The following is a 26562-nucleotide window of genomic DNA, read 5'->3' as shown; positions in this document are numbered from 1 at the left end:
CGCGTCATGTCGCCGGGACCTCGGCCCTGCTGCGGACCTCCACCTCGTCGTAGCCTGAACGGGTGCCTGATTCCTCTCTCCCCTCCGTGACATCGCGGCCCCAGCGGCCTGCGACGGGACGCAGCGCATGGCATCGCCGAGCGAGCCGACCGATCATGTGGTGGATGCTCGCCCTGATCGTGGTGGTGCTCGTCCATCAGTGGATCCCGCAGGCGCGGTGGCTCCTGGTGCACATGGTGACCCTGGGCCTGATCACCACCTCGATCATGGTGTGGGGACAGCACTTCACCGAGGCGCTGTTGAAGACCCGGATGGCGGCTGAGTCCCGGGCTCGGCAGGTGGCGCGGAGCTACCTGCTCACCACCGGCGTGGTGGTGACGATCGCCGGGATGCTGCCGGGCTGGCCGTGGCTCGTGCTCCTCGGTGCCGTGATGGTCTCGGCGACGCTGGTCTGGTACGCCGCCTCCCTGGGTCTGCAGGTCAAGGCGGCCATCGCCCCGCGCTTCGAGTTCACGGTGAAGGCGTACATCGGGGCCGCCTCCCTGCTGCCGGTGGGGGCGGGGATCGGGGTGGCGCTAGCGTTCGGTCCCGGCGAGCCCTGGCAGGGTCGTCTGCTGCTCGCCCATCAGGTCGTCAACGTGCTCGGCTTCGTGGGGATCACGGTGTCCGGGACGCTGCTGACCCTGTGGCCGACGGTGCTGCGCACGCGCATCGAGCTGCCCCTCGCCCGCCGAGCAGCCGCGGGTCTGCTGGGGATGTTCGGCGGCGTCCTGGGTGCGGTCGCCGGGGCGCTCGTCGGCTCGACGCTCCTGGGGGTCTCGTTCCTGGGGGTCTACCTCGTCTCGTTCCTCTGGCTCGCCGCCGCGCTGGTGCGGGTGGCCGTGCGCTCGGCGCGGCAGGAGCGGCAGGTGCCCCTCCCCCGGTTCCCGATGCTCTCGATCGCCGCCGGCGTGCTCTGGTTCGCTCTGACCCTGCTCGCCCTGCTGGCCACGTGGTGGAGATCCGGCGGCGAGCTGCTGCCGAGCTCGCTGCTCGCCGCCGACATCCAGCAGTTCACCGTGCCCTTCGTGGCGGGATTCCTGCTGCAGGTGCTGCTGGGGGCGATGAGCTATCTGCTGCCGGTGACCATGGGCGGCGGACCGCGCGTGCTGAAGGCCTCGCTCGCCATCATGAGCAGGTTCGCGGTGCCGCGCGTGGCCGCCTACAACCTGGCGGTGGCGCTGCTCGTGCTCGCCCCGGCGGGCGGTGCGGGCGCCGACGCCCTCTTCTCCGCCCTGACCCTGGGCACCGCCCGGGCCGCGGACTTCGGGTCGCTGTCCCGGGTGCTGGTCGCGCTGCTGTCCTTCGCGGTGCTGGTCTGCTTCGTGGTGCTCATGATCCTGATGGTGCGCAGCAGCCTCCGGCTGCGCCACGAGCCGCTGCCGACGCCGGGCATCGGGGCACCGACGGGCGGCGCGGTCCCCGTCGGCCCGCCCACCACGGGAAGCGCACCGACGGGAGCCTCTGCGGGGTCGGTCCCCGTCGGCCGCTCGAGCGCGACCGGTTCCGGTGGGGCCGCGGCCGCCCGACCGGTGGATCGCCGGGCCCTGACCGGTGCGTTGATCGGGCTCGGCTCGGTGCTCGGCGTCACGGCGCTCGGCGGCTCCCTGGATCGACGCGACGCAGCAGTCGATGCGGAGACCGGGACACCACGGGCACCGCAGGGGCCCGTCGCGCCGACCGGCGAGACCACGACGATCGCCGTGAGCATGGCGGAGATGCGCTTCACGCCCGACGTGCTCGAGGTCCCGGCCGGGAACTCCCTGGTGATCGAGCTGCACAACGACGATGAGCACGACGTGCATGATCTGGTGCTCGCCTCGGGAGTCGGTTCCGGCCGCCTGCTCCCGGGCGAGACGGCCACGGTTGACGCCGGGGTGATCGGCCATGACGTCGACGGCTGGTGCTCGATCGTCGGGCATCGGGCGATGGGCATGGTCCTGCAGGTCACCGTGATCGACGGCTCGTCGTCGCCGGGTGATGCCGGGGCTCCGGCCGCCGCGGTCGACGACCTCACCCGGGTTCCCCTCGATCTGCAGGCATTCTCCGGCGCCGAGCATGCGGTGCGCGATGCCCGCCTTCCGGAGAGCAGCGGCGCCGCGCAGCGGCTCACCCTCGAGATCACCGAGGTCGCGGCCGAGATCGCCCCCGGCGTCGTCATGGATGCCATGACCTTCGGCGGCACGGTGCCGGGTCCGGTGATCCGTTCGGAGCTCGGTGCCGGCCTCACGGTCGACCTGGTCAACCGGGGGTCGATGGGGCATTCGCTGGATCTGCACGCCGGTCGGGTCTCCCCGGATGGGGTGATGCGCACGATCCTGCCGGGCGAGAGCCTGGAGTACGCGATCACCACCGATCATGCCGGGGCCTGGCTCTACCACTGCGCGACGATGCCGATGAGTGTGCACATGGCCGCCGGCATGATGGGCGCGCTCATCGTGCCGCCGTCGGATCTCGCGGCCGCGGACCGCGAGTACGTGCTCGTGCAGTCCGAGCACTATCTGGTTCCTCCCGGAGCCCCGGGAGCCGAGGCGGCGATGCATGAGGGTGCCCTCCCGGTGAGCTCGGCGAAGATCGCGGCGGAGCGTCCCGATGCGACCGTGTTCAACGGGCACGCGACCCAGTACGTGCAGGAGCCGCTCGTCGCGAAGGTCGGCGAACGGGTACGACTGTGGGTGGTGGCCGGCGGCCCGTCCCGGGGGATCTCGTTCCATGTGGTCGGCGCGGTGTTCGACACCGTGTTCGCGGAGGGCGAGTACCTGCTGCGCCCGGACTCCGAGACCGCCGGCGGCTCCCAGGTGCTGGACCTCTCGGCCGCCCAGGGCGGGTTCGTGGAGATGGTCTTCGAGGAGCCCGGCACCTACACGGCCGTCAACCACTCCGTGGTGGAGATGGAGCGCGGCGCACGGGCACTGATCCGGGTCTCCGCGTAGGCCTCTCCCGTCGAGCGGCCCGGCTGCCTATCCGCCGCTCCGCTCTAGACTGCCCGCATGCCCTTCACGATCCGACAGCTGACCGTGGATGATGCCGACGCTGTGCACGCGCTGCTGCTCCGCTCCCCCGAGTACACCCGTGCGGTGCGGGGACGGGAGGTGGCGGAGGGCGATGCGCGAGAGATCCTCACGGCCCGGCCGCCCCAGGTGGATCCCCTGGCGAAGTGGGTACTGGGTCTGTGCGACGGGGAGGGCACGGTGCGCGGGCTGTGCGACGTGATCGTCCACTGGCCGGAGCCGGCGACTGCCCATATCGGACTGCTGCTCGTGGATTCCACGGCGCACGGGCGCGGGCTGGGCCGCCTGCTGCACGACAGCGCCCTCGCCCAGCTTCGCGCCGACGGCGGGATCCGACGCCTGCGAGCCGGTGTGGTCGCCACGAACGCGGACAGGGCGGGTGGATTCTGGGAACACCTCGGCTACCGTCCGACGGGCGTCACCGCTGCGTACTCTGCGGGAACCATCGAATCCACCACCGAGATCCTGGCCCGTGACCTGGTGGCCGAGGCGTCGCAGTCACCCCACGCCCTCGCCCCGGTCGCCGTTGCCGACACCCGCGCCGACGCCGGGCCTGGCACTGGCACTGGCGCTGCCGCTGGTGCCGGCGTGCATCATCTGGAGCTGTGGACCGCGGACCTCATTGCTGCCGAGCCCGCCTGGCACTGGCTGCTGACGACTCTCGGCTGGGCGGCGGAGCACGTGGAGGGGTGGGAGACCGGTCGCATCTGGCGCCACGGCGACGGCTCGTACATCGTGCTCGAGCAGTCCCCGGATGTGGTGGGAGAACGCTCCGAGCGCCGTGCCCCGGGGATGAACTGCATCGCGCTCTCCGTGCAGACCCGGGCCGCGCTCGAGGCGATCCGGGACAGCGCGGCGGAGCACGGCTGGCGCGAGCTGTTCAGCGACACCTTCCCGCATGCCGGAGGTCCGGACCACACGGCCTGGTACGCCGAGGACCCGGAGGGGATCGAGGTCGAGCTCGTCGCGCCGTCCGCGCCTCCGAGCTCGTCAGACCCCCCTGACCCCAAGGCAGCGCGGTGGCCCCGGTGACCCCGGAAGCCCTGGGAGGCCCGGGAGGCCTGGGAGGCCTGTGAGCCCCGCCTAGAGCTTCGTGAGCGGGGCGTAGCGCAGCAGCAGCCTCTTCGTGCCGTGGGGCGGCCTGAACTGCACCTCCACCTGGGTCTTCTCCCCTTGGCCGGCGATCTCCGTGACCGAACCCATCCCGAAGGAGTCATGCGTGACCCGGTCCCCCACGGCGAGCTGCGGGAGGTCGGAGACTGCGGTGGGCTTGCGCCCGGAGCCGAGGCTGGGACGCTTCACATCGCTGCGACCCCCGCCGATACCGCCGCTGAACGACGGACCGCGCTGGCTCCCGGAACGGTAGCCGCCCCCGAATCCGCCTCCGCCGGATCCGGCGCCCTGACCGAATCCGCCCAGACCCGCGCCGCTGAGGCTGGATCCGGCGCGGGCCACGTCGAGCACTCCCTCCGGGATCTCGTCGAGGAATCGGGAGCCGGGCATGAACTGGGACTGCCCCCACATCGCGCGCATCTGGGCCCGGGTCAGATAGAGCCGCTCCCGGGCACGGGTGATGCCCACGTAGGCCAGGCGCCGCTCCTCCTGCAGCTCATCCGGATCCCCCAGGGTGCGGTTATGAGGGAACGTGCCGTCCTCCATGCCGGTGAGGAAGACGACCGGGAACTCCAGACCCTTCGCCGTGTGCAGGGTCATCAGCGTGACGAACTGATCCTCGGAGCCGGGGATCTGATCGGCGTCGGCCACCAGGGCGACCTTCTCCAGGAACCGGTCCACGAGGGTCGCCTCAGGATCCTCCGGGGCGGTGAGTGCCGCGTCCGGGGCGATGTCCCAGCCGGGGGGCGCCGGATCGGTCTCAGGAGCCGTGGCATCCTCGCCCGACGTGCCTGCTGGATCCTCCGCAGACTCTGCGTCGTCCGCGTCGTCCGCGTCGTCTGCGTCTTTCGCACCCTCCAAGCCCTCCGCGTCCTCCGCGTCCTCAGAGAGTGCCTCGAACTCGCTGGCCGCAGCATCGGCCGCCTCGGTCTGCGCCTCGAACTCGGCGGCGACGCTGACCAGCTCGGCGAGGTTCTCGAGCCTCGACTCGTCCTGCGGATCATCGCTCCCCTGCAGCTCGGCGTAATAGCCCGAGCTCTGCAGGATCGCCTCGAGGAGCTCCGCCGGGCCGTCGCCGCGCCGGGCCATCTCCTGCAGGTCATCGAGCATCGCGACGAAGATGCGCACCGCGTTCAGGGAGCGGGTGGCGATCCCCGGGGCGTCGTCCGCCCGGCGCAGCGCCTCACCGAAGCTGACCCGATCCCGTTCGGCGAGCATGGCGATCGCGGCCTCGGCCCGGTCGCCGATGCCTCGCTTGGGGACGTTGAGGATCCGGCGCAGGTTGATCTCGTCGGCCGGATTGGCGAGCACCCGCAGATACGCCATCGCATCCTTGATCTCGCGGCGCTCGTAGAAGCGCGTGCCGCCCACCACCCGATAGGGCAGCCCGATCCGGATCAGCTGATCCTCCAGGGCTCGGGACTGGGCGTTGGCGCGATAGAAGATCGCGATGTCCCCCGCGGAGCGGCCGTCGTCGACCAGGGCGTCGATCTGCCGGCCGATGTACCGGGCCTCGGCCTGCTCGTCGTCGGCGACATAGAGGGTGATCTTGTCGCCGGCCCCCTGATCGGTCCAGAGGTTCTTCTTGCGCCGCCCCTCGTTCTCCTCGATCACGGAGTTCGCCGCGCTGAGGATGTTCTGGGTGGAGCGGTAGTTCTGCTCGAGCACGATCGTCGCCGCTGAGGGGAAGTCCTTCTCGAACTCGACGATGTTGCGGATCGTCGCCCCGCGGAACGCATAGATCGACTGGTCGGAGTCGCCGACCACCGTCAGATCCGCCCGCGGGTCCTCCCCGACGAGCTCCCGCACCAGCTGGTACTGCGCCGTGTTGGTGTCCTGGTACTCGTCGACCAGGAGGTGCCGGAAGCGACGCCGGTACCCCTCACGGATCCCCGGATTCTCGCGCAGCAGCGTCACGGTCAGGCCGATCAGGTCGTCGAAGTCGACGGCGTTGGCCTGGCGCAGACGCTCGGTGTAGTTCGTGTAGATCCGCGAGAGCGTCTTCTCGAAGGGGTTCTTCGAGCTCTCCGCCTGGTCGGCGAAGTCGATCGGATCGGTGAGGTCGTTCTTCAGCGAGGAGATGCGCGAGGCGATCCCGCGGGGGGCGTGCTTCTTCGTATCGAGCTCGAGGTCCTTGGCGATCGTGGTGATCAGCCGCAGCGAGTCGGCGCTGTCGTAGATCGTGAACGAGCTCTTCAGCCCGGCGGCCTGGGCGTCGCGGCGCAGGATCCGCACGCAGGCGCTGTGGAAGGTGGAGACCCACATGCTGCGGGCCACGGGCCCCACGAGCTCCTCCACGCGTTCGCGCATCTCGGCGGCCGCCTTGTTGGTGAAGGTGATCGCGAGGATCTCGCCGGGCATCGCCTCACCGGCGCGCAGCAGATGGGCGATGCGGCGGGTGAGCACCCGGGTCTTCCCCGATCCGGCGCCCGCGACGATCAGCAGCGGGCTGCCGCGGTGCTCCACGGCCTCCCGCTGGGCAGGATTGAGCCCCTCGGTCAGCTCGCTGAGGACCGCCGGATCCGCGGCACCCCATCCCCCGGTGCGACGCGGCGCGACGGGAGGCTCGACCCGGTCGGCAGGATGCGGCACCTCGTCGAGGTCTGCCGGCGCCTGCGACATCCGCCGCTCATCGCCCGCTGACCGTGCCGCTCCGGAGAGCGGCTCCTCCTCGGGCGGGGCGTCGTCCTCCGGGGGGATGTCCTCCTCCGGCGGTGCGTCGTCGTCGAGCGGTGCATCCTCCGGCGACGGCGCCTCGTCCAGCGGCGGGCGCTGCGCATCGCGGTCCGTGCCCGTCGGCCCCGCGCCGGGGGTCGACGGCGTGACCGTCACGCCGTCGAGGCGGCGGAAGGAGTCGGGCAGCGAGAGGTCGTCGAAGAGTGAACTCATGAGGTCCCCAGGATAGGCACGGGACCCGACAGCGCGAACGCCGCCGGGCCCCGTGTGGACAACGGATCAGGATGGGGAGGAGGCTCGGCGACGTGCACCGCCCTGCCTCGACCGGGAGGTGGATCAGACGAGGACGGCGATGATGACGTTCGCGACGATCGCGGTCGGGATGCCGAACCAGACGAGGGACGAGGTCTCCGGCCCCTTCTTCTTCGCGATGTAGGCGAAGACGGTGGCGACCACGGCGACCAGCAGCTTGATGCCGAGCTTCATGTGGTTCGCATCGCCGTCGATCGAGACCAGGACGGCCAGGACGATGCCGAGCACCAGGGCTCCGGCGACGGCGTGGGGCATCCCCGGGTTCGGGACGCGCGTGCGGGCGGCCGCGACCCAGGTGCCGAGCGCCACGGCCCAGCAGAGGAGGTGCAGGACGACAAGGAGCGAGATCACGAAGGACATGGCTCCACGATACGTGGAGGGGCCTGGGAGATCGCTCCGGGAAGCATGCGAGAATCACCGCATGTCAGCGGCTTCCGACGGCTCCCCGACCACCCCGGAACCTGTCCCCGATAGGTCCCCGGACCCAAGCTCCGGCGACTCGCCCGACTGGATCCCCGCGGACGTCGACCTCGACGTCCGGCCCCGCATCCCGGTCGGGAAGATCGTCACCGGTTCCCTGTCGCTGCTGCTGGTCGTCGTCGTGCTCGCCCTCGCCCTCCCCTGGGCCAGCGGTGCGAGCTGGTCGCAGATCGTGCGCACGCTCACCGCGGCCCCCGCCTGGGCGCTCCCCGCCGTCACCCTGCTGGGCCTCGGCGTCCTCGCCCTCGAGGCGCTCACGGTGCGCACGGCGGTGACTGGCTCCCGCTACCCCTCCGCGCTGCTCGGCCACACGGCCTCGAGCGGGCTCGGGCTCGCCCTGCCGGGCGGCTCCGTCCTGGGCCTGGGACTGCTGGGGTGGATCATGCGCCGTGCGGGTCTCGCGATCCCCGTGATCCTCACCGGAATCGTCGCGGCCTCGCTCGTCGAGATGGTCATCACCTCGCTCCTCGTCCCGCTGGTCGGGCTCGGCGCCTATGCCGCCGGATCCGCGAGCGGCCCGGCAGGGATCGCGCTGCCCGGCGCGATCACGGCGGCCGTGATCGCGCTGCTGGGCGCCGTGATCGCCCTGGCACTCCTGACGATCCTGCTGCGCAGGTCGGTCCTCGCCCGGATCATCGCTCGGCTCGGTGATCTCGTGCCGGAGCGGATCGCCACCGTGATCCTCGTGCAGCGCGATGCCTTGGTGACGATGCTGCGCCGCCACCCGGTCGCGCTGCTGGCGCCGACGTGCGCGGCGCGCGTGCTGCAGTGGGCTGCCCTGCTGCTGGCGATCCGGGCCGTCGGTGCCGAGGTGCCGCTGCTGCTGAGCGTCGCGGTGTTCGCGCTGGGCCGGCTGATCGCCCTGGTGCCGATCACGCCGGGAGGTGCGGGGATTTCGGAGGCTGTCGGGGCGGCGGCGCTGGTGGCGTTCGGTGTCGGCGCGGCGGACGCTGCCGCGACGATGCTCCTGATGCTGGTGACCACCCTGGTGGTGCCGCTGCTCGCCGGCGCCGTGTCCACCGTCCTGTCCTTCCTGCTCCCCGAGGCCGCTCGCCCCGCACGCTGACCGGCGCGCTCAGGTACCCGCCATCAGTCCTCGTCGTCGTAGTCCGGGGTCGCGATCCCGAGGGTGTGCGAAGGATGCACCGGTTCCGCCCCGGCGAGCCCCGGCACCAGGGGGAAGCCGCCGATGCTGGCGCCATGCGTCGTCCCCACGAATCCGGACACCGCCCCGACGTGCCGATGCGCGTCGTCCCCGCGGCCCAGGAAGCCCGCCCCGGAGTACCCGCCCAGCCGGCGGCCGCTGGTGCGCTCCCCCTCCACGGCGACCGCATCGAGCAGCTTCGCCGCCCCGCGCAGAGAGGTCGCCAGGCGCCCGAGCTCCACGTACTCCCGCCGCGACCACTGCTCGTGGATCCCGCCCCCGATGCGCCGCACGCGGACGTCCTCCGCCCGGGTGGTCTCGACGATCACCGTCGCGAGCCGGAGACGGAGCAGGGTGAGCCGATCGGCTCCATGGCGCAGTGCGCCCGCCTGATCGCGCAGCAGTCGTGGGTCCGAGGTCATCCGGCAGCTCCTCCCCTGCGACTCCCGGTGCCGACGGCACCGTCCACCCGGTGCCCAGGAGCGACCTCATCGTAGGCGCTCAGGAGCTGATCGTCTCCAGCCAGTCCTCCAGGAAGTGGAGGGAGCGGGCCCGGGCGTCGGCGTCGGAGAGGAAGACGTCGTGCCGGGCCCCGTCGACCGCTTCGATCCTCACGTCGGGCCCGAGCCCGCGCGCGGCGTGCACGAGGGAGCGGACGTCCAGCACCGAATCGGCGCGGCGCATCTCCTCGGTGAACTTCGCACCGATCCGGGTGCGTGCGGAATGCAGCACGAGCACCGGGATCGGCAGCGGACCTGCGGCGCGCAGCCGCTTCTGCCCGTCGATCACCGCCGCGAACGTGTCCGCCGGGAACCGATGACCACGCTCCGGCTTCCAGTCGAGGTCGTACTCGTACTGGCCGCCGTACTTGCGGTGGGTGGTGCGGGCGAAGTGGGTGGATCCGGGCGGCAGGATCGGCCGGTGCTGCAGCCTGTCCGCGAGCAGCCTGACGGGGCCGTCGGCGAGCGTCCGCGCGCCCGGCCCCAGGTGCATCTCGAGCCAGGGGGAGTTCAGTGCGAGGGCCCGGACCGTGCCCGGCCGACGCTGCGCCCACAGGGCGGCGATGAGCCCGCCGGTGGAATGGGCCAGGAGCACGGGCGGCGTGCCCGGCCCGATGATCCGCAGCGCCTGACCGATCTCGCGGTCATAGCGGCTGAGATGGTCGATCGAGGTGGGGGTCTGCCCTGGCAGCAGGCTCCTGCCGTACTTGCGCAGGTCCAACGCCCAGACGTCGTGCCCCCGGGTGCCGAGGTGCTCGAGCAGGCCGCGGTCGAAGACGTAGTCCGACCAGCCGTGCATCACGAGTATCGGCGGTCTGGACGCCGAGTCGATGTCGCGCTCCGCAGTGTCCGCCGCGGCCCGCTCGCGATGGATCAGGGTGGCGATGACCGGTCCCTCGGAGTCCGCTCCCAGGTCGAGCTGTTGAGCTGTGTAGCCGTCGCCCAGGACCCGGTCCGGGGTCACTCGCCCTCGGTGCTCTCCCGCAGCAGCTCGACGACCTCGTCACGGCTGTATCGGCGATGCCCGCCCAGGGTGCGCATGTACGTGAGCTTGCCGGCCTGTGCCCAGCGCGTGACCGTCTTGGGGTCGACATGGAACATCTTGGCGACTTGCGCTGGCGTCAACAGCTCAGCGCTCGGGGCGGAACCCTCGTGCGGCTGATCCGGGGATCCATTCATGTGCGGGCGGCCTTTCAGCGGAACGTCGAGCAAATCGCACCTCAGGGCCTCGACGATCTCATCCGTACTCCCGCAGGAGGTCCGATGGGTCTCGATCTCTCGTCCCAGGCACTAGGTCGTCAGCTTAGACGGTGACTATAGGGCAATTGCAAAATCTTGCCCTCCGCGTGACCACGATGTGGAGCCGTGGAACCTGCCCGACGGGCGCCTCAGAAGGGATGTCGGGCACGTCCGGGACCTCAGGGTTCGCCGGAAGCGAGTGCATGCATGTACTCTTGGATTCCGAATGAATGCCATCTTCCGGGTCGACAAGAACACCCGGCAGCCGACGCACAGGGGGTCAGATCCATGGGTCGCGGCCGACAGAAAGCCAAGCACACCAAGGTGGCACGGGACCTTAAGTACTACAGCCCGCCGACGGACCTGACGGCACTGCAGCGTGAGCTGCAGTCCGAGCGGAGCGGAAGCTCCACCGACGGCGAGGACCGGGCTGAGGAGAGCGACGACTGGGCCGACGACGCCCCGTCCGCGTACCGACGCTGACAGCATTTCGGCGAGCGACGACCCTGCAGCATCCGGAGCATGTCCACCCGGCAGCGGGCCGAGAGCACCGAGACCGCTTCCGGTTCGGACGGCAGCAGCTGGAACCGTGACCACGATCGAGGGCCGACCCCATGGGGTCGGCCCTCGATCGTGGTGCGGGCTCTTGTGCTGACGGACCCGGGAGACAGCGGCCAGGGCCCCGCGACGTGGCGGGACCCGGCTACACGGCAGGGCCGGCAGCATGACGGGTCCCCGCCACTCGACGGGACGGAGGGGCTCAGGCCCAGCCGGGGTGCTGGGAGGCCAGCAGCACGGCGCCGCCCTCGACGCCCTTGGCGCCCGTGATGACCTGCTCCAGCGGGGTCCCCGGCTCGGGCAGCGCATCCTCGCCGATGACCTCGCCGATGACCCGTGCGCCGAGACCGCGCTCGGCCAGCACCGCGAGGACGGAGTCCGCCTGGTCGGCGCCGACCAGCGCCACCATGCCGATTCCCATGTTCAGCGTGCCCTCGAGATCGAGCTGGGGCACCGAGCCCCAGCGGGACATCTGGGCGAACACCGATGCCGGCTCCCAGGTCGAACGGTCGACCCGTGCCGCGAGTCCGCGCGGCATGACCCGCGCCAGGTTGGCGGCGAGCCCGCCGCCGGTGACATGGCTGAGCGCATGGATCGCGCCCTGGCTCCGCTCATCGCCGAGCACGGCGAGGAGGTCGGCTGTATAGATACGGGTGGGCTCGAGGAGCTCCTGGCCCAGCGAGCGGCCGAAATCGTCGACATGCGTGTCCAGGGCGAGACCCTGCGCGGCGATCACGGCCCGCACGAGCGAGAAACCGTTGGAGTGGAGGCCGGAGGCGTCCATCCCGATCACGACGTCACCATGCCGCACGCGGTCGGGGCCCAGCAGCTGATCCGCTTCGACGACACCGACGGCGGCACCGGCCACGTCGTAATCCTCGGGGGCCATCAGCCCGGGATGCTCGGCGGTCTCGCCGCCCACGAGCGCGCAGCCGGCGAGCTGGCAGCCCTCGGCGATGCCGCGCACGATGTCCGCGACCCGCTCGGGCACGACCTGGCCGCAGGCGATGTAGTCGGTCATGGCCAGGGGCGCCGCCCCGACCACGATGATGTCGTCGACGACCATGCCCACGAGGTCGCGGCCGATCGTGTCGTGGATGTCCATCTCGCGGGCGATGGCGATCTTCGTGCCGACCCCGTCGGTCGAGGAGGCCAGCAGCGGCCGCTGGTAGTCCTTCAGCGCGCTGACGTCCACGAGGCCGGCGAAGGCTCCGATCCCGCCCAGCACCTGGGGGCCGTGCGTGGCGGCGACGGCCTCCTTCATCAGCTCCACCGCGCGATCCCCGGCGGCAGTGTCCACCCCGGAGTCGGCATAGGTGATGGCGGGGGCGGTGGGGTCCGTGGTGTTCATGCGTCCTTCCCGACGGCGGTGGTGTGGTTCTCGCCCGATGAGAGGATCCCCTGCGCGCGGGCGACGGGATCGGGCAGCGCCACCGGGTAGGTCCCGGAGAAGCAGGCGGTGCACAGCGCCGAGGCGGGCTGCTCGGTCGCGTCGACCATCCCCTTCTCGGAGATGTAGCCGAGGGAGTCCGCACCGAGCGAGCGGGCGATCTCCTCGGGGCCGAGCCCGTTGGCGATCAGCTCGGCGCGGGAGGCGAAGTCGATCCCGTAGAAGCAGGGCCATCGCACCGGCGGCGAGGAGATCCGGACGTGGACCTCGGCGGCGCCGGCCTCCCGCAGCATCCTCACCACGGCGCGCTGGGTGTTGCCGCGCACGATCGAGTCGTCGACGACGACCAGCCGCTTGCCCTGGATGACCTCGCGCAGCGGGTTGAGCTTCAGGCGGATGCCGAGCTGGCGGATGGTCTGGCTGGGCTGAATGAACGTCCGGCCGACGTAGGCGTTCTTGACCATCCCCTGGCCGTAGGGGATGCCCGATTCCTGGGCGTATCCGATCGCGGCGGGCGTGCCGGACTCGGGCGTCGGGATCACGAGATCCGCCTCGATGGGGTGCTCCCGGGCCAGCTGTCGACCCATCTCGGTGCGGGCCTCGTTGACGCTGCGGCCGGCGATGTTCGTGTCCGGGCGGGCGAGGTACGCGTACTCGAAGACGCATCCCTTGGGCTTGGACTCCATGACCTGCACGCTGTGCAGACCCTGCTCGTCGATCACGATCATCTCGCCGGGCTTGACCTCGCGCACGAAGCTCGCGCCGCAGATGTCGAGGGCCGCGGTCTCGGAGGCGACGACCCAGCCGCGGTCCAGGCGACCCAGCACGAGCGGGCGGATCCCCTGGGGGTCGCGCGCCGCATAGAGGGTGGTCTCGGTCATCAGGGTGAAGCAGTAGGCGCCGACGAGGCGCGGCATGAGCTCGCGCAGCGCGTCCTCGAGACTGCCCTCGGTGTCGAGGAGGGCGGTGACCAGCGCAGTATCCGTGGTGTTGCCGCGGGCGAGCTCGCCGTTGCGCGGCTTGCCCTGGCGCTCCTCGACCAGGGTCAGGAGCTCCTCGGTGTTGACGAGGTTCCCGTTGTGCGCGAGGGCGACCGTGCCCTCGGGTCGTGGACCGAGGGTGGGCTGGGCATTGGACCAGACGGAGCCGCCGGTCGTGGAATACCGGGTGTGCCCGATCGCGATATGCCCCTGGAGCGCCTCGAGCGAGGCCTCGTCGAACACCTGCGAGACGAGCCCCATGTCCTTGTAGACGAGGATCTGGGAGCCGTCGCTGGTCGCGATGCCCGCCGATTCCTGTCCCCTGTGCTGCAGGGCGTAGAGACCGTAGTAGGTCAGTTTGGAGACGTCCTCGCCGGGGGCGAATACGCCGAAGACCCCACAGGAATCCTGTGGGCCCTTCTCCCCGGGGAGCAGGTCATGGGAAAGTTTTCCGTCGCCGCGTGCCACGTGGACATGATGCCACAGCGAGGGCTCCCCACGATCTCTCGTCCGGGCTCTCGGGCCGGTTGCGGGCGAGCTGCCGGTCAGGAGCGATGCATGCCCTGCTCAGCGACCTCTTCGCCGCGAGGAACGGTGCCGGAATGCGTCGACCGCGGCAGCGACGGCGGCCAGCGGGATCCCCACGAAGACTGCGGCGACCAGGACGAAGTTGGCCACCGCGGTCAGGTCGCCGAAGTTCAGGAAGGGTGAGACCACGAGGGCCACCACGATCGGGATGGCGATCGCGAGCGCCACCCAGAACCCGAGTGTGGGCACCCGGCTGCGACGGACGTAGAAGCTGGTGCTCCCCTCGCTCTCGTCGGCCGTGTCAGCGGCATCAGCCGGGTCATCCGCAGGAGCAGCGTCAGCGGCATCAGTCGGGTCATCCGCAGGAGCAGCGTCAGCGGCATCAGCCGCATCAGTCGCACGAGCGGCGTCAGCCGTACCAGCGGCATGAGCGGTGTCCGCACCATGAGCGGCACCAGCAGTGCTCTCCGCGGCGATGCTCGCCGAGGTGGCCCCGGCGCCGTCGTCGGCGCTGGTGTCGGTGGTGTCGTTCGGCGGGTCCTGGGTGTCGTTCACAATCCTCCTGCAGCGTCGACCGCGGCGGCGATGATCGCCGGGTCCGTCGGGGTATCGGGGGCTCCGGCTTCGACCGGGGAGCCGGAGCGGCGGCGGGCCGAGAGGTGCACGTCGGCGACGCCGCTGCGCTGGGCGAGGTCGGCGATGTCCGCCGGGCGCACCCCGCCCCCGGCGCAGATGTCGAGGATGCCGTCGGCGGCCTCGACCATGGCGGCGATGTCGTCCGCGCCGCCGAGGGCCTTCGCAGCCCCGCCCGAGGTCAGCACGCGATGGAACCCGAGACCGAGCAGGGTGCGCACGGCCTCGGCGCGCTCCTCGCGCCCGGCCAGGGCGTCGGCCGCACGATGGAAGGTGAGGGTCACGCCCCGCACCGCGGACTGCCCGGCCTGCAGCGCGGCGTCGCGGATCGTCTCGAGGGCGGGGACGTCGAGGGCACCCTGCGGGGTGAGGGCGCCGATCACGACTCCGGCGGCTCCGGCGGTGATCGACTCCTCCGCCTGGCGGGCCATCAGCTCGACCTCATCGGGCGAGAAGGCGAACTCCGCCGGCCGACCCAGGAAGTCGTCCTCCCCGGCGCGGCAGCGGATCAGCACATGGACCTCGAAATGAGGCTTCGCATCGCGGGCGGCGACCAGCGCCGTGGCGCGTCGGACGCAGTCCTCCACGAGCTCGGGCGGCGGGGTCAGCCCGCCCCGGGCGAGGTCCACGCAGAGCTCGACGCGGTCGGCTCCGCCGAGTGCGGCGACCTCGAGTCCGGCGAGGTCCTGCACGGCGATCTCCACCTGGATGCTCATCGGGACTCCTGATCACGGGCGGCGCGCACAGTACGACGGGGGCCGATCAGGGGCAGCAGCTCGGTGAGATCACTGCGCTCCCCGCTCGCTCGGACCCGACCGCCGTTGACGGCATCAGCCCAGGTCAGATCTCCGGTCACGAGGGCGAGCCAGGTCCCGGCATCGGTTTCGACGACGGCTGGCGGGGTGCCCCGGGTGTGCCGGGTACCGGGGATCGCCTGGACCGCGGCGAAGGGCGGCACCCGCAGCTCGACGGCCCCGCCCGGGTGCTCCTCGGCGAAGAGCTCGAGGGTGTGCCTCACGGCCGGGGCGAGCACGGAGCGCGGAGCCTCCGGCGCAGCGGCCCACGAGGCGAGGGCGGCGCGTCCGGCCTCCGGATCGGTACGACGAGTCGCCACGTCAGCGGGTCGTCGCCGGCAGCAGGTCGTGGACGACGATGGTGGCGGCCCGATCCGGACCCACGCCGATGGCACTGATGCGGCACCCGGCCAGCTCTTCGAGGCGCAGCACGTAATTGCGCGCGTTCTCCGGCAGCTCCTCGAAGGTGCGCGCCTCCGAGAGGTCCTCGCTCCAGCCAGGGAGGGTCTCGTAGACCGGCACGGCGTGGTGGAACTCGGTCTGGGTCATCGGCATGTCGCGGTGGATCACGCCGTCGACGTCGTACCCGGTGCAGATCGGGACCTCATCGATCCCGGTGAGCACGTCGAGCTTGGTGAGCACGATGTCGGTGAAGCCGTTGATGCGCACCGCGTGGCGGATCATCAGCGCGTCGTACCAGCCGCAGCGACGGGGGCGGCCGGTGTTCACGCCGACCTCGCCCCCGGTGGTCTGCAGGTACTCGCCCCACTTGTCCTCGAGCTCGGTGGGGAACGGACCGGCGCCCACGCGGGTGGTGTACGCCTTGACGATGCCGATCACCCGGTCGATGCGGGTGGGACCCACACCGGTTCCGATGCAGGCACCGCCGGCGGTCGGGTTCGAGCTGGTGACGAAGGGGTATGTGCCATGGTCGACGTCCAGGTACGTGGCCTGGCCGCCCTCCATGAGCACGACCTCATCGCGATCCAGAGCCGAGTTCAGCAGCTCGGTGGTGTCCACGACCATGGGGCGCACGCGCTCGGCGTACTGGAGCAGCTCCTCCATGATCAGGTCGACCTCGACGGCGCGCCGGTTGTACAGCTTGACCAGCAGCTCGTTCTTCTGGCGCAGGGCGCCCTCGATCTTCTGGCGCAGGATCGACTCGTCGTAGAGGTCCTGGACACGGATGCCGAGGCGGCCGATCTTGTCCATGTACGCCGGGCCGATGCCCCGGCCGGTGGTCCCGATGGCGCGCTTGCCGAGGAATCTCTCGGCGACCTTGTCGAGGGTCTGGTGGTACGACGCGACGATGTGGGCGTTGGCGCTGATGCGCAGGCGGGAGGTGTCCACCCCGCGCGCCTTGAGCATGCCGATCTCCTCGAACAGCGCCTCGAGGTTGACCACCACTCCGTTGCCGATCACCGGGGTGACCTGCGGCGAGAGGATGCCGGCGGGAAGGAGCTTCAGCTCGAACTTCTCACCGTCCACCACCACGGTGTGGCCGGCGTTGTTGCCGCCGTTGGGCTTGACGACATAGTCCACGTTCTCCCCGAGGAGATCGGTGGCCTTGCCCTTCCCCTCGTCTCCCCACTGGGCTCCGACGATCACGACGGCGGGCATGGCAACTCCTGGGCGAGCGGTATCTGGACGCGTGGATCGTACCAAGCGTGGGCAGGGCATCGCCTGGACACGTCCCGCACGGTGAGCTGTGCCATGCCGGGCGGCCCCGGTGGGGCGGCCCGGCATGGTCCGAGCCGGTTCATCCGGCCCGTCGGATCCGTGGAGTGCTCAGCTCGGCGGAGCGTTCAGCGCCCAGGATGCTCGGCTCCGCGGATGCTCGGCATTGTGGATGCTCAGCCCAGCAGGCTGGGGTCCGCCTCGCGCAGGAAGGCCGTGACCCTGTCCGCCTCCTCCTCGTCGCCGAGCCGGCGGGAGGTCTCCCCCAGCATCGCCAGGGCGCGGAGGAATCCGCGGTTGGGGGCGTGGGAGGCGGGGATCGGCCCCTGGCCTCGCCAGCCGGCGCGGCGCAGCGCGTCCAGACCGCGGTGGTAGCCGGTGCGGGCGAAGGCGTAGGCGCCGACGTCGTCGCCGTCCGAGAGCGCGTCCTGGGACAGGGTCGCCCAGACCATCGGGGACTCCGGGTGGCGGGCGGCGATGACCCGGGGGTCCTCGTCGGCGAGCTCCGCGGTCACCTGGACGTCGATGAAATCGTCGGGCAGCAGGGTCTCCGGGATACCCAGGAGGTTCCCGCTGGTGAGGTTATCGGTACGATCAGCCATGCACGCATCGTAGGCGCTGTCGCCTGATGACCTCTCGGACCAGATTGAAACCACCTATGTCACACACGCAGGACGGCTCGGAGCTTCTCACCGGGCCCGGCGCCGGAGGGCTGCTCCGCTCAGCCGTCGGCAACTCCGGCGGCGTGCTGCACAGCTGGCAGCTGGACCATGTCGATCACCGTCCGGGTCGCAGCACGAAGGCGCTCTACCGGACGATGGTCTCCTGGCCGGAGCTCGACGGGCCCCAGGCCCCGGCCCGCGAGGAGCTGTTCGGGGCGAGCGCCCACATCGGCGAGCGCGAGAAGAACCTCTATGTCGCCGAGCAGACGCTCGTGATGACCGATGGCGACATCAATGTGCGTGTGTGGCGCTATCCCCACGATCCCTGGCTGCCGATGCTGCCCCTGGTCTGCTACCCCGATGTCGTGGGCCGCACCCTGCACGACCTGGGCGTCACGCTGGGCCTCGACCCCACGACGCCGATCGCCATCGACGTCGTCTCCTACCGCCCCGGCCGTCGCGCCGTGCTGCGCGCAAGCCAGGACGGCCACGCCGTGTTCCTCAAGGTCATGCAGCCTCATCGCAGCGAGGAGATCGTGGACCGCCATCAGCGCCTGCTGGCCGCCGGAGTCCCCGTGCCCGCGGTGATCGCCCACCACAACGGTCTCGTGGTGCTCGAGGAGCTGCCCGGCAGGCCGTTGTCCCGTGCCGTCATCGATGAGGGCGTCGCGGCATGCACCGCCGAGGACCTGGTGGCCCTGCTGGACCGGCTGCCTGCCTCGATGTACACCGTGCAGCTACGGCCGCCATGGACCGATTCGGTGGACTTCTACGCCGGGATCGTCAGCTCCTCCGTCCCAGCGCTGGGGCCTCGGCTGGATGCCCTCGTGCGCACCATCCGGGACGGCCTGGCCGCTCTCGAGCAGCGCATGGACATGCGCCCGCACGACGTGGTGCACGGCGACTTCTACGAAGCCCAGGTCTTCGTGGCGGGCGGCAAGGTGGTGGGCGTGCTCGACATCGACACCGTGGGTCCGGGCCGACGGGCCGACGACCTCGCCTGCCTGCTCGCCCATCTCAGCGTGCTCGCCGACTACGGCAATGCCGGCCGCATCGACCGCGCCATGCAGGAGCGGGTCGAGGAGGCCATCCGCACCTGGCACGCGACCTTCTCCGATCGGGTCGATCCCACCGAGCTCGCCCTGCGCTCCGCTGGAGTCGTGCTCTCCCTGGCCACCGGACCCCACCGCCAGCAGGAGGCATCCTGGGAAGCCGCCACCGAGGCGATCGTGCGGGTGGCCGAGGAGTGGGTGGGCCTGGCACGCACAGCCGAGTCCCGGCGCCTGGCCGCCCAGCAGCAGGCGAACCCGGCCGCCTCCCCGGCCCGACCCTCGGCGATGAGTGCTCCGAGCGGCCCGGCACCCCAGGGCTCGACGACCGCGCACGGGCCGACGAGTGCCCGCCATGCCCCTCCTGCGGGGACCTCCGCTCCCGCACAGCACCAGCCACCGCAGCATCAGCCACCGCAGAACCTGGCCCGCGAGCAGGCCCCGCAGCGGGATCCTCAGCAGGATCTCCAGCAGCATCCGCAGCGGGCTCCCCAGCGGACTCCTCAGCAGGCCCTGCAGCAGGCGGTCGATCAGCGCCCGCACCAGCAGTCAACTGCCCAGCAGCCGTACGTTCAGCCTCAGCCTCAGTCGTCACCGCAGCCGCACTCAGCTCCTCCGCAGCAGGCCTCGCAGCAGGCGACTCCGGCCCCGCAGCAGACGCAGCCGCAGCCGCAGCCGACGGAGTCCGGCCCGGCGCAGGCTCCCCACAGCAACCCGGCGCCGACGCTCGCACCGCAGGATCCACCCGCGACGTGGCCCGAGGATGGCCCGCCGCCCTCGCCCCCCTCGACACAGCCGATCCCGCTCCCCCGCAGCGGCGACAGCGGGGACAGCGGCGACAGCGGCGACAGCGGCGACAGCGGGGACGACTCTCCCACTCAGGAACGACGGATCGACACGATCCTGCCGCGCTGACCTGCGGCGCTGTACCGCAGCACGGTTCGGGAGCACAGCGCTCCGGAGCACAGTGCTGAGTCACCCTCCGCTGTGCCACCATCGGGGCATGCGTGCAGTGCTTCAGAGAGTCGACGGTGCCCAGGTCGAGGTGGACGGCGAGGTGGTCGGAGCGATCACGGGCGAAGGTCTGGTGGCCCTGGTCGGCGTGACCCATGAGGATGGTCCGGAGCAGGTCGCCACGATCGCCCGCAAGATCTGCGAGCTGCGGATCCTCGAGGGCGAGCGTTCGGTGTTCGACGCCGGCGCGCAGGTGCTCGTGGTCTCTCAGTTCACCCTCTACGCCGACGTGCGCAAGGGCCGCCGCCCCTCCTGGAGCGCCGCCGCCCCGGCCGGGGTGGCCGAGCCCCTCGTGGAGCAGGTCGTCGCAGCGGTCCGGGAGCGCGGCGTCCAGGTGGCCACCGGCCGCTTCGGCGCCCACATGCGGGTCGGCATGGTGGGCGACGGACCGGTGACGATCATCGTCGAGGCCTGACGCTCCGCCGACTCGCCACCGCCACCGCGTCGCCACCGCCACCGCGTCACCCGCGTCACCCGCGTCACCCGCGTCACCCGCGTCACCCGCGTCACCCGCGCAGCATCGCGCCCAGGGCCTCGACGCTGTGGGCCCGCGGCAGATCGACGGCTCGCTCCACGACTCCGCCGTAGCCCCAGTCCACGAGCACAGTGGGCAGAGCGTGCTCGGCAGCGCCCTCGGCATCGTGGAGGCGATCCCCGATCATGACCGCTGGGACGACGTCGATCCCGCTCGGCGTACGGCGATCGGCGGTGGCACCGAGGCGCTCCAGGACGCTCCCGATGACCGCCGCTTTGCCCTCTCGGCCCGCCGCCCGGTCGGTGCCGCCGATGAGCGCGAAGGCGTCGGCGAGGCCCTGGTGGGCGAGGAGCGTGCGGGCGCTGGTCTCCGGTTTGTTGGTCGCGACGGCGACGGTTCGCCCCTCGGCCACCAGAGCGCCGATCAGCTCCGGCATGCCGGGGTACGGGACGGCGGAAAGCAGGCCGTGCTGCTGGTAGTAGGCGCTGTAGGCGATCCGCAGCTGCTCCGCGCGCTCCCGGCCCAGTCCGAGCGTGCCGCAGAAGGAGTCCTCCAGCGGAGGCCCGATGAAGGTGCGCAGCACGGCCGGCGGCGGCAGAGGTTCGCCGCACCGGGCGAAGGCATGGCTCAGCGCCTCGAGGATCCCCGGCCCGGAGTCGACGATCGTGCCGTCCAGGTCGAGCAGCACGAGAGGGACATCGGCGAAGCGGCCGGTCGCGAGAGCAGTCATGGCCCCGACACTATCGACCCCGCCGACGAGCACGATATGCGTGGGTCAGCGGCCCCGCGTACCCTGGCCTCATGACCTACACACTCGTGCTGCTCCGCCACGGCGAGAGCGACTGGAATGCGAAGAACCTGTTCACCGGCTGGGTCGACGTGGCCCTCACCGAGAAGGGCCGGGACGAGGCCGCCAACGGCGGCGCACTGCTGAAGGAGGCCGGCATCCTCCCCGATATCGTGCACACCTCCCTGCAACGTCGCGCCATCATGACGGCGAACCTCTCCCTCGATGCCGCGGATCGTCACTGGATCCCCGTCAAGCGCGACTGGCGCCTGAACGAGCGCCACTACGGCGCCCTGCAGGGGATGAACAAGTCCGAGATCCGTGAGAAGTACGGTGAGGAGAAGTTCATGGCATGGCGTCGTTCCTACGACACCCCGCCGCCCGAGATCGAGTTCGGCACCGAGTTCAGCCAGGACCAGGACCCGCAGTACGCGGACCTCGGCGACCAGCTGCCCAAGTCCGAGTGCCTCAAGGACGTCGTCGAGCGCTTCCTGCCGTACTGGGAGGAGGGCATCAAGCCCGACCTCGTCGACGGCAAGACCGTGCTGATCGCCGCCCACGGCAACTCGCTGCGCGCGCTGGTGAAGTACCTCGACGGCATCTCCGACGAGGAGATCTCCGGCCTGAACATCCCCACCGGCCAGCCGCTGGTGTACGAGCTGGACGAGGACTTCCAGCCCGTCGAGAAGGGTGGCCGGTACCTCGACCCGGTCGCCGCGAAGGCCGCCGCCGAGGCCGTCGCGAACCAGGGCAAGAAGTAGTCCTCCCCGTTCGCACGAGCCGGTGACCCGACGGGCCCACGATCTCAGCAGATCGTGGGCCCGTCGTCCGTCTCCTGTGCACCGGCCGATGCGTACCGGGACGGGCCAGGTGACCGATCGGTCTTCCCTTCCGGGCCGACGTCTCATAGCGTCGTGGTGCCGGTCACATCCGGCAGATCCGCAGGACGATGCACCGCGACGACGCACAGGGAAAGGGCCACCGATGACCACCTCCGCACCTGACCGCCGAACATTCTTCCGAGCTGTCGGACTCACCGCAGCCGCCGGGCTCGGCACCGCCGCGCTCGCCCCCGCCGCCACGGCCGCGGGTGAGACGGTGCTGCCGACGACCTACCGGGAGCAGCCGAACTTCTTCTACTGCGGGCCCACCGCTGTCTCCATCGCCCTGAGCGCGAAGGTGACGCCGCCGAGCCTGGACACGCTCGCCGCGGAGCTCGGCACCACGGACAACGGCACGAACTTCGGCTCCGTCTCCCCCGTGCTCACGAACCGCCTGGCCGGAGCCACCTATCGCGATCAGTGGATGGATGGATCCACGGCGAGCGACGCCGACGCGAACCTCCTGTGGGATCGCGCCACCACGAACGTCGACGACGGCTTCGCCACGGTGTGCAACTGGTGGGTGGTCGCCGGTGACTACCCGAACTGGGGCGGGAACACCTCGGACATCTACCATTTCGTCACGATCGACGGGTACGACGCCGATGCCCGCACCCTGCGCGTGGCGGATCCGGCCGGATCGACCCTCACCGCATCCCTTCCGTCCCATCACTGGCTCTCGCCGAAGCAGGTCGCGACCTACTGCGCGGGGCGCGGCTACTTCTGGTGAGCTGGGCACGATGATCCGCGACAGCCCCCGAGGATCCACCTCGGGGGCTGTCGTGCGTGGACGGCGAGCAGAGCTGCCGGAGCCTGCAGCCGGGATCAGCAGCGCCCGGTCGGGGTCAACGGTGCCCGGTCGGGGTCAGCGGCGCGCGGTCGGGGTCAGCGGCGGCGCCTGGTCCCGAACAGGCTGCGCGTGACCTCGCGGCCCAGCACGGTGCCGGCTGAGCGCAGGAACGACTTCACGGCAGGACTGCCGAACAGGCCTCCCTCATCCTTCTTCGCGGAACGGGAGGAGTCCTTCGAGGAGCCGCCGGACCTCTTCGCCTCCGGCGCTTCAGGGGCCTCCTCCTCGGCGGCGGCCTCCTTCTCGGCCCGCGCCGTGAGGATCTCGTAGGCGGACTCGCGATCCACCGGGGTCCCGTACTCCTCGGCGAGCGGCGAGGCCGTCACCGCGGCCGAGATGGCCTCGGCCCCGGCCGGATCCATCGAGGACTCCGGCGCGCGCACGGCCGTGATCGCGACGGGCGTGGGGGTGCCGTCCTCGCTCATCACGGTCACGATGGCCTCACCGGTGCCGAGTGCCGGGATCACCTCGACCAGGTCGTGCTCGGAGGTCGGGAAGGTGCTGGCGGTGGCCTTGAGTGCCTTCGCGTCGTCGGGCGTGAAGGCGCGCAGCGCGTGCTGGACCCGGTTGCCGAGCTGGGCGAGCACGTCGCCGGGGACGTCCTTCGGGGTCTGGGTGATGAAGAAGATGCCCACGCCCTTGGAACGGATCAGCCGCACCGTCTGGACGACCTGGTCGAGGAACGCCTTGGAGGCGTCCTTGAACAGCAGGTGCGCCTCGTCGAAGAAGAACACCAGCTTGGGCACCTCGGCGTCGCCCACCTCGGGCAGGTCCTGGTACAGCTCGGCGAGCATCCACATCATGAACGTGGAGAACAGCGCGGGCCGCGAGGCGACGCCCGGCAGCTCGAGGCAGGAGATGATCCCGGTGCCGTCCTCGGCCTTGCGCAGCAGCTTCTCGGTGTCGAAGGCCGGCTCTCCGAAGAAGACGTCCGCTCCGGAGGCCTCGAAGGAGGTCAGGCTGCGCAGGATCACGCCGGCGGTCGAGGTGGAGATGCCGCCGATGCCCTTGAGCTCGTCCTTGCCCTCGTCCGAGGTGAGGAACTGGATCAGGGCACGGAGGTCCTTGAGGTCCAGCAGGCCCAGGCCCTGGGAGTCGGCGTAGTGGAAGATCAGGCCCAGCGAGCTCTCCTGGGTCTCGTTGAGCTCGAGCACCTTGGCCATCAGCACCGGGCCGAAGGTGCTCACCGTGGTGCGGATCGGCACGCCCTCGCCCTGGCCGCCGAGGCTGAAGAACTCGGTGGGCGCTGCGCGGGAGATCCACTCCTGGCCGCGCTCCGCCGCACGGGCGGAGAGCTTGTCCGACGCCTCCCCCGGCACGGCGATGCCGGAGAGGTCGCCCTTCATGTCGGCGACGAACACGGAGGCTCCGGCATGCGCGGCCTGCTCGGCGATCACCTGGAGGGTGCGGGTCTTGCCGGTGCCGGTGGCGCCGGCGATCAGCCCATGACGGTTCAGCATCCCCACGGACAGGTTCACGGCCACGGCGGGGTTCGGCTCCTCGCCCTCGATCATCGCGCCGAGGTGGATCCGGCCGCCCTCGAAGGCATACGCATCGCGCACCCCGGTCGCCTCGGCGCTGAGCGCAGCCGTCGCCTGCTGGGCGGGCTGTCCGTCGGCCTGCGTCTGCTCGCCGTCCTGGGTGTTCATCATGATGCTCCTCCCCCGTCGGCTCTGTCCGACAGGTCCGTGGTCTCGACCCTGAGATCGTAGCGGTCCAGATCACAGTCGGAGCCCGCTGGGCGATAGTCTGGGCGCATGACAGATCGCCGTGCCGCGCGCCCTCAGGTCATCGGTGATCCGCCGACCTCCGTCCGAGCCTCCGACGAGCTCTCCCCCGAGGCGATCGCGACGATGCTCACCGCCCCGTCGGCCCCCGCCCTGCTGGAGCGGCTCGGGATCACCGGGCAGGACCATGAGGATCTCGCTCCGCTGCTCGGGCGGGCGGCGGCCGACGCGGAGATCCTCGCCGCGATCACCACCACCGCGAACCAGCTGCGTGCCGCGGCCGGGCTGGACGTCCCGACCGTCGACCTCGAGGCCGTGAAGGTCGCACACACGGCGCTGCAAGCACGTCTGGCGCCCGGGGAGGGCCTCATCCCGACCCTCGCCCTGGTCGTGAGCACGAGCACCGTGCGCGCCTGGCACGAGGCCCGGGGGCTGACCGCGGAGCAGTCCTGGGAGGTGCTCGCGGACCTCGGCCAGCAGATGCGCGTGCATCGCCTGAGCACCGGTCGTCTCGGCCTGCACCAGCTGGGGTGGATGGCGCTGAACTGGGCAGGACGCCTCGTGCACCTCGGCCGCCTGCAGTTCGACCTCCATCGCGCCGAGGAGGGCACCGCGCGCGAGCGCTGGGTGATCGGCACGCACATCCCCGCGCGGGGATCGCTCGACCCGGCCGCGGTCGAGGACTCCTTCGACCGGGCGACCGCGTACTTCACGGAGAGCTTCGGGGATCTCGCCGGTCCCGCAGATCATGACGGCACGGCAGGCCACGACAGCACGGCAGGCCACGAGGGCGGTGCACGCCTCGACGGCACCGGAGGCCACGTCGACTCCAGGGACCGCGGCCGCCCGCAGGATGCCCCCGCCTTCGGTCACGAGTTCCTCTGCGATTCGTGGCTCATGAACCGAGCACTGGTCGAGGAGCTCGGCACGGAGTCGAACATCGGCGCCTTCGTGGACCGCTGGGAGATCCTGTCGACCTCACCGGGTGCGGACGGCGCCGCGTTCTTCGTCTTCCACGCACTGCCCCCGTACGACGCCGCCGCGCTGCCGCGCGGGACCCGTCTCGAGCGGGTCGTCGGCGAGCGCCTGACCGACGGTCGCGGCTGGGACAGCGGACTCGGCCACCTGGTGCGCTAACCCGCACGGGCTCCGGGCGCGGTCAGTCGTCCTGGAGACCCGCGTCGTAGAGCTCGATCACGCGGTCGTAGGCCGAGGGCAAATCCATACCCGTGGACATGGAGAAGCCGAAGGCGCTGCGAGTGAGGGCGAAGCCCACCTGCACGACGATGACCGCGCGCATGCGGGCGTCCTCCCCGTCCATGGCCTCGGTGAGCACCTCGACCAGCTCCGACTGCACCTCGATGAGGTTGCCGGAGGAGATCGTGTGCAGCCGCGGCTCCTTGCTCATCACCTGCTTCTTGAGGTCGCGCAGCTCCGGGTCCGCCGGGATGCCGGCGAGCACGTCGCGCAGCACGTGCCGCAGGGCGTCGCGCGGCCCGTGCACCTCGAGCTCGGCCCGGAGGCTCGCGGCGATCTCCCGCGACTCCCCGGGGACCACGCCGAGCACCGCGGCGTCCTTGGTGACCCAGTGGTTGAAGAAGGTGCGGGTGGAGACCCCGGCCCTCCGGGCGATCATCTCGACCGTCACCGGGGTGAAGCCGTGCTCGGCGACGAGCTCGACCGCCGCCCGGTGCATCGCGAGGCGGGTCTGACGCTTCTTCGTCTCCCGCAGTCCGAGTCGGTCGTCGCCGGCGTCATCGGATTCCTCCACGAGCGGGTCGGGAGGGACGGAAGGGTACGAGGAGGCGTTCACGCCCCCATCGTAGGTCCGGCACATCACAGGATCTGCACTCGATAAAATAGTGCAGTCAATGCAACAGTTCGCTAGAGTGGCCCGGTCGAGGCTCAAGGATGCGCTGCGGCCGTCGGACGAGATCTTCCCGCCCGAGAATCTCCCCCATCCTTCCGTCCGTTCCTCCGAGGAGCTCAGTGAGCACAGCATCGACCCCTGTGGCGGCGTCCGGCACCCCTGCGCCCGGCACC

At 71.0% G+C, this 26562-nt stretch carries 24 protein-coding genes; 9 read left to right on the top strand and 15 right to left on the bottom strand.

The features are described from left to right. Positions 1 to 164: 164 nt before the first annotated feature. Both INT49_RS11050 and INT49_RS11045 read left to right on the top strand, forming a co-directional pair. Complete coding sequence (locus tag INT49_RS11050) at positions 165 to 2972, top strand: multicopper oxidase domain-containing protein (protein ID WP_319021584.1); 2808 nt, start codon at positions 165 to 167, stop codon at positions 2970 to 2972. 57 nt (positions 2973 to 3029) lie between these two features. Then, positions 3030 to 4082, top strand: a complete 1053-nt coding sequence (locus tag INT49_RS11045; RefSeq protein ID WP_193117799.1) for a GNAT family N-acetyltransferase — start codon at positions 3030 to 3032, stop codon at positions 4080 to 4082. A gap of 51 nt (positions 4083 to 4133) precedes the next feature. Here the strand turns inward: INT49_RS11045 and INT49_RS11040 are convergent, their stop codons facing one another. After that, entirely contained in the window at positions 4134 to 7052 is a 2919-nt protein-coding gene (locus INT49_RS11040; protein WP_193117798.1) for a UvrD-helicase domain-containing protein, read from the bottom strand. Between the two features lie 123 nt (positions 7053 to 7175). Then, on the bottom strand, positions 7176 to 7511 hold the full coding sequence (locus INT49_RS11035) for a hypothetical protein (protein WP_193117797.1): 336 nt from the start codon (positions 7509 to 7511) through the stop codon (positions 7176 to 7178). 61 nt (positions 7512 to 7572) lie between these two features. On the opposite strand from INT49_RS11035, the gene INT49_RS11030 reads away from it, so the two are divergent. Beyond that, the gene (locus INT49_RS11030) at positions 7573 to 8697 is read left to right on the top strand and encodes a lysylphosphatidylglycerol synthase transmembrane domain-containing protein (RefSeq protein WP_193117796.1); all 1125 of its coding nucleotides are present in this window, start codon (positions 7573 to 7575) and stop codon (positions 8695 to 8697) included. A gap of 23 nt (positions 8698 to 8720) precedes the next feature. On the opposite strand, the gene INT49_RS11025 is transcribed toward INT49_RS11030, so the two are convergent. The 3 genes from INT49_RS11025 to INT49_RS11015 form a co-directional block, all read right to left on the bottom strand. Continuing rightward, positions 8721 to 9197 carry a hypothetical protein gene (locus INT49_RS11025; RefSeq protein WP_193117795.1) on the bottom strand — a complete coding sequence of 159 codons (477 nt, stop codon included), beginning with the start codon at positions 9195 to 9197 and terminating at the stop codon, positions 8721 to 8723. Positions 9198 to 9276: 79 nt separating this feature from the next. After that, positions 9277 to 10239 carry an alpha/beta hydrolase gene (locus tag INT49_RS11020; protein ID WP_193117794.1) on the bottom strand — a complete coding sequence of 321 codons (963 nt, stop codon included), beginning with the start codon at positions 10237 to 10239 and terminating at the stop codon, positions 9277 to 9279. Next, entirely contained in the window at positions 10236 to 10454 is a 219-nt protein-coding gene (locus INT49_RS11015) for a BldC family transcriptional regulator (RefSeq protein ID WP_193117793.1), read from the bottom strand. Before INT49_RS11015 ends, INT49_RS11020 begins: the two co-directional genes overlap by 4 nt. A gap of 348 nt (positions 10455 to 10802) precedes the next feature. Here INT49_RS11015 and INT49_RS11010 point away from each other — a divergent pair, with 348 nt between their 5' ends. Then, positions 10803 to 10997, top strand: a complete 195-nt coding sequence (locus INT49_RS11010) for a DUF3073 domain-containing protein (protein ID WP_193117792.1) — start codon at positions 10803 to 10805, stop codon at positions 10995 to 10997. Between the two features lie 277 nt (positions 10998 to 11274). Here INT49_RS11010 and purM read toward each other — a convergent pair whose 3' ends face one another. From purM to INT49_RS10975, 7 genes are all read right to left on the bottom strand, one after another. Beyond that, entirely contained in the window at positions 11275 to 12423 is a 1149-nt protein-coding gene (purM, locus tag INT49_RS11005; protein WP_193117791.1) for a phosphoribosylformylglycinamidine cyclo-ligase, read from the bottom strand. Further along, the gene (gene purF / locus INT49_RS11000) at positions 12420 to 13910 is read right to left on the bottom strand and encodes an amidophosphoribosyltransferase (protein ID WP_193117790.1); all 1491 of its coding nucleotides are present in this window, start codon (positions 13908 to 13910) and stop codon (positions 12420 to 12422) included. Before purF ends, purM begins: the two co-directional genes overlap by 4 nt. Positions 13911 to 14009: 99 nt before the next feature. Beyond that, on the bottom strand, positions 14010 to 14525 hold the full coding sequence (locus INT49_RS10995) for a hypothetical protein (RefSeq protein WP_193117789.1): 516 nt from the start codon (positions 14523 to 14525) through the stop codon (positions 14010 to 14012). After that, positions 14522 to 15319, bottom strand: coding sequence for a copper homeostasis protein CutC (locus INT49_RS10990; protein ID WP_193117788.1), 798 nt, complete (start codon positions 15317 to 15319; stop codon positions 14522 to 14524). The genes INT49_RS10995 and INT49_RS10990 overlap by 4 nt, the downstream gene beginning before the upstream one ends. Further along, on the bottom strand, positions 15316 to 15717 hold the full coding sequence (locus INT49_RS10985; protein WP_193117787.1) for a sterol carrier family protein: 402 nt from the start codon (positions 15715 to 15717) through the stop codon (positions 15316 to 15318). Before INT49_RS10985 ends, INT49_RS10990 begins: the two co-directional genes overlap by 4 nt. A 1-nt stretch (position 15718) precedes the next feature. Then, on the bottom strand, positions 15719 to 17017 hold the full coding sequence (locus INT49_RS10980; protein WP_193117786.1) for an adenylosuccinate synthase: 1299 nt from the start codon (positions 17015 to 17017) through the stop codon (positions 15719 to 15721). A 233-nt stretch (positions 17018 to 17250) separates the two neighbouring features. After that, positions 17251 to 17676, bottom strand: coding sequence for a DUF3151 domain-containing protein (locus INT49_RS10975; RefSeq protein ID WP_193117785.1), 426 nt, complete (start codon positions 17674 to 17676; stop codon positions 17251 to 17253). Between the two features lie 56 nt (positions 17677 to 17732). Here INT49_RS10975 and INT49_RS10970 point away from each other — a divergent pair, with 56 nt between their 5' ends. Together INT49_RS10970 and dtd are read left to right on the top strand one after the other, a co-directional pair. Continuing rightward, the gene (locus tag INT49_RS10970; RefSeq protein ID WP_193117784.1) at positions 17733 to 19700 is read left to right on the top strand and encodes a phosphotransferase; all 1968 of its coding nucleotides are present in this window, start codon (positions 17733 to 17735) and stop codon (positions 19698 to 19700) included. Positions 19701 to 19788: 88 nt separating this feature from the next. Further along, positions 19789 to 20214, top strand: a complete 426-nt coding sequence (gene dtd, locus INT49_RS10965; RefSeq protein WP_193117783.1) for a D-aminoacyl-tRNA deacylase — start codon at positions 19789 to 19791, stop codon at positions 20212 to 20214. 91 nt (positions 20215 to 20305) lie between these two features. On the opposite strand, the gene INT49_RS10960 is transcribed toward dtd, so the two are convergent. Next, positions 20306 to 21004, bottom strand: coding sequence for an HAD hydrolase-like protein (locus tag INT49_RS10960; RefSeq protein WP_193117782.1), 699 nt, complete (start codon positions 21002 to 21004; stop codon positions 20306 to 20308). A gap of 71 nt (positions 21005 to 21075) precedes the next feature. Between INT49_RS10960 and INT49_RS10955 the strand changes: the two genes are divergently transcribed. Both INT49_RS10955 and INT49_RS10950 read left to right on the top strand, forming a co-directional pair. Then, the gene (locus tag INT49_RS10955; protein ID WP_193117781.1) at positions 21076 to 21822 is read left to right on the top strand and encodes a phosphoglyceromutase; all 747 of its coding nucleotides are present in this window, start codon (positions 21076 to 21078) and stop codon (positions 21820 to 21822) included. A 223-nt stretch (positions 21823 to 22045) separates the two neighbouring features. Next, entirely contained in the window at positions 22046 to 22672 is a 627-nt protein-coding gene (locus INT49_RS10950) for a C39 family peptidase (protein WP_193117780.1), read from the top strand. 155 nt (positions 22673 to 22827) lie between these two features. Here INT49_RS10950 and INT49_RS10945 read toward each other — a convergent pair whose 3' ends face one another. Further along, positions 22828 to 24441, bottom strand: coding sequence for a helicase HerA-like domain-containing protein (locus tag INT49_RS10945; protein ID WP_404801949.1), 1614 nt, complete (start codon positions 24439 to 24441; stop codon positions 22828 to 22830). Positions 24442 to 24549: 108 nt separating this feature from the next. Here INT49_RS10945 and INT49_RS10940 point away from each other — a divergent pair, with 108 nt between their 5' ends. Further along, complete coding sequence (locus INT49_RS10940; RefSeq protein ID WP_193117778.1) at positions 24550 to 25656, top strand: acyltransferase domain-containing protein; 1107 nt, start codon at positions 24550 to 24552, stop codon at positions 25654 to 25656. 22 nt (positions 25657 to 25678) lie between these two features. On the opposite strand, the gene INT49_RS10935 is transcribed toward INT49_RS10940, so the two are convergent. Then, on the bottom strand, positions 25679 to 26332 hold the full coding sequence (locus tag INT49_RS10935; RefSeq protein WP_319021583.1) for a TetR/AcrR family transcriptional regulator: 654 nt from the start codon (positions 26330 to 26332) through the stop codon (positions 25679 to 25681). Positions 26333 to 26562 lie beyond the last annotated feature (230 nt).

Origin of the sequence: Brachybacterium tyrofermentans (genome assembly GCF_014897585.1) — a bacterium.
GTDB lineage: Bacteria > Actinomycetota > Actinomycetes > Actinomycetales > Dermabacteraceae > Brachybacterium > Brachybacterium tyrofermentans.
The sequence above is the reverse complement of the archived record's forward strand: the minus strand, read 5'-3'. Positions and strand labels throughout refer to the sequence as shown.

Bases quoted from the DNA above. Each gene is read 5' to 3' on its own strand.
- INT49_RS11050 (WP_319021584.1), top strand. From the start codon at position 165: ATGCTCGCCCTGATCGTGGTGGTGCTCGTCCATCAGTGGATCCCGCAG.
- INT49_RS11045 (WP_193117799.1), top strand. From the start codon at position 3,030: ATGCCCTTCACGATCCGACAGCTGACCGTGGATGATGCCGACGCTGTG.
- INT49_RS11040 (WP_193117798.1), bottom strand. From the start codon at position 7,052: ATGAGTTCACTCTTCGACGACCTCTCGCTGCCCGACTCCTTCCGCCGC.
- INT49_RS11035 (WP_193117797.1), bottom strand. From the start codon at position 7,511: ATGTCCTTCGTGATCTCGCTCCTTGTCGTCCTGCACCTCCTCTGCTGG.
- INT49_RS11030 (WP_193117796.1), top strand. From the start codon at position 7,573: ATGTCAGCGGCTTCCGACGGCTCCCCGACCACCCCGGAACCTGTCCCC.
- INT49_RS11025 (WP_193117795.1), bottom strand. From the start codon at position 9,197: ATGACCTCGGACCCACGACTGCTGCGCGATCAGGCGGGCGCACTGCGC.
- INT49_RS11015 (WP_193117793.1), bottom strand. From the start codon at position 10,454: ATGAATGGATCCCCGGATCAGCCGCACGAGGGTTCCGCCCCGAGCGCT.
- INT49_RS11010 (WP_193117792.1), top strand. From the start codon at position 10,803: ATGGGTCGCGGCCGACAGAAAGCCAAGCACACCAAGGTGGCACGGGAC.
- purM (WP_193117791.1), bottom strand. From the start codon at position 12,423: ATGAACACCACGGACCCCACCGCCCCCGCCATCACCTATGCCGACTCC.
- INT49_RS10990 (WP_193117788.1), bottom strand. From the start codon at position 15,319: ATGAGCATCCAGGTGGAGATCGCCGTGCAGGACCTCGCCGGACTCGAG.
- INT49_RS10980 (WP_193117786.1), bottom strand. From the start codon at position 17,017: ATGCCCGCCGTCGTGATCGTCGGAGCCCAGTGGGGAGACGAGGGGAAG.
- INT49_RS10975 (WP_193117785.1), bottom strand. From the start codon at position 17,676: ATGGCTGATCGTACCGATAACCTCACCAGCGGGAACCTCCTGGGTATC.
- INT49_RS10970 (WP_193117784.1), top strand. From the start codon at position 17,733: ATGTCACACACGCAGGACGGCTCGGAGCTTCTCACCGGGCCCGGCGCC.
- dtd (WP_193117783.1), top strand. From the start codon at position 19,789: ATGCGTGCAGTGCTTCAGAGAGTCGACGGTGCCCAGGTCGAGGTGGAC.
- INT49_RS10960 (WP_193117782.1), bottom strand. From the start codon at position 21,004: ATGACTGCTCTCGCGACCGGCCGCTTCGCCGATGTCCCTCTCGTGCTG.
- INT49_RS10955 (WP_193117781.1), top strand. From the start codon at position 21,076: ATGACCTACACACTCGTGCTGCTCCGCCACGGCGAGAGCGACTGGAAT.
- INT49_RS10950 (WP_193117780.1), top strand. From the start codon at position 22,046: ATGACCACCTCCGCACCTGACCGCCGAACATTCTTCCGAGCTGTCGGA.
- INT49_RS10945 (WP_404801949.1), bottom strand. From the start codon at position 24,441: ATGAACACCCAGGACGGCGAGCAGACGCAGGCCGACGGACAGCCCGCC.
- INT49_RS10940 (WP_193117778.1), top strand. From the start codon at position 24,550: ATGACAGATCGCCGTGCCGCGCGCCCTCAGGTCATCGGTGATCCGCCG.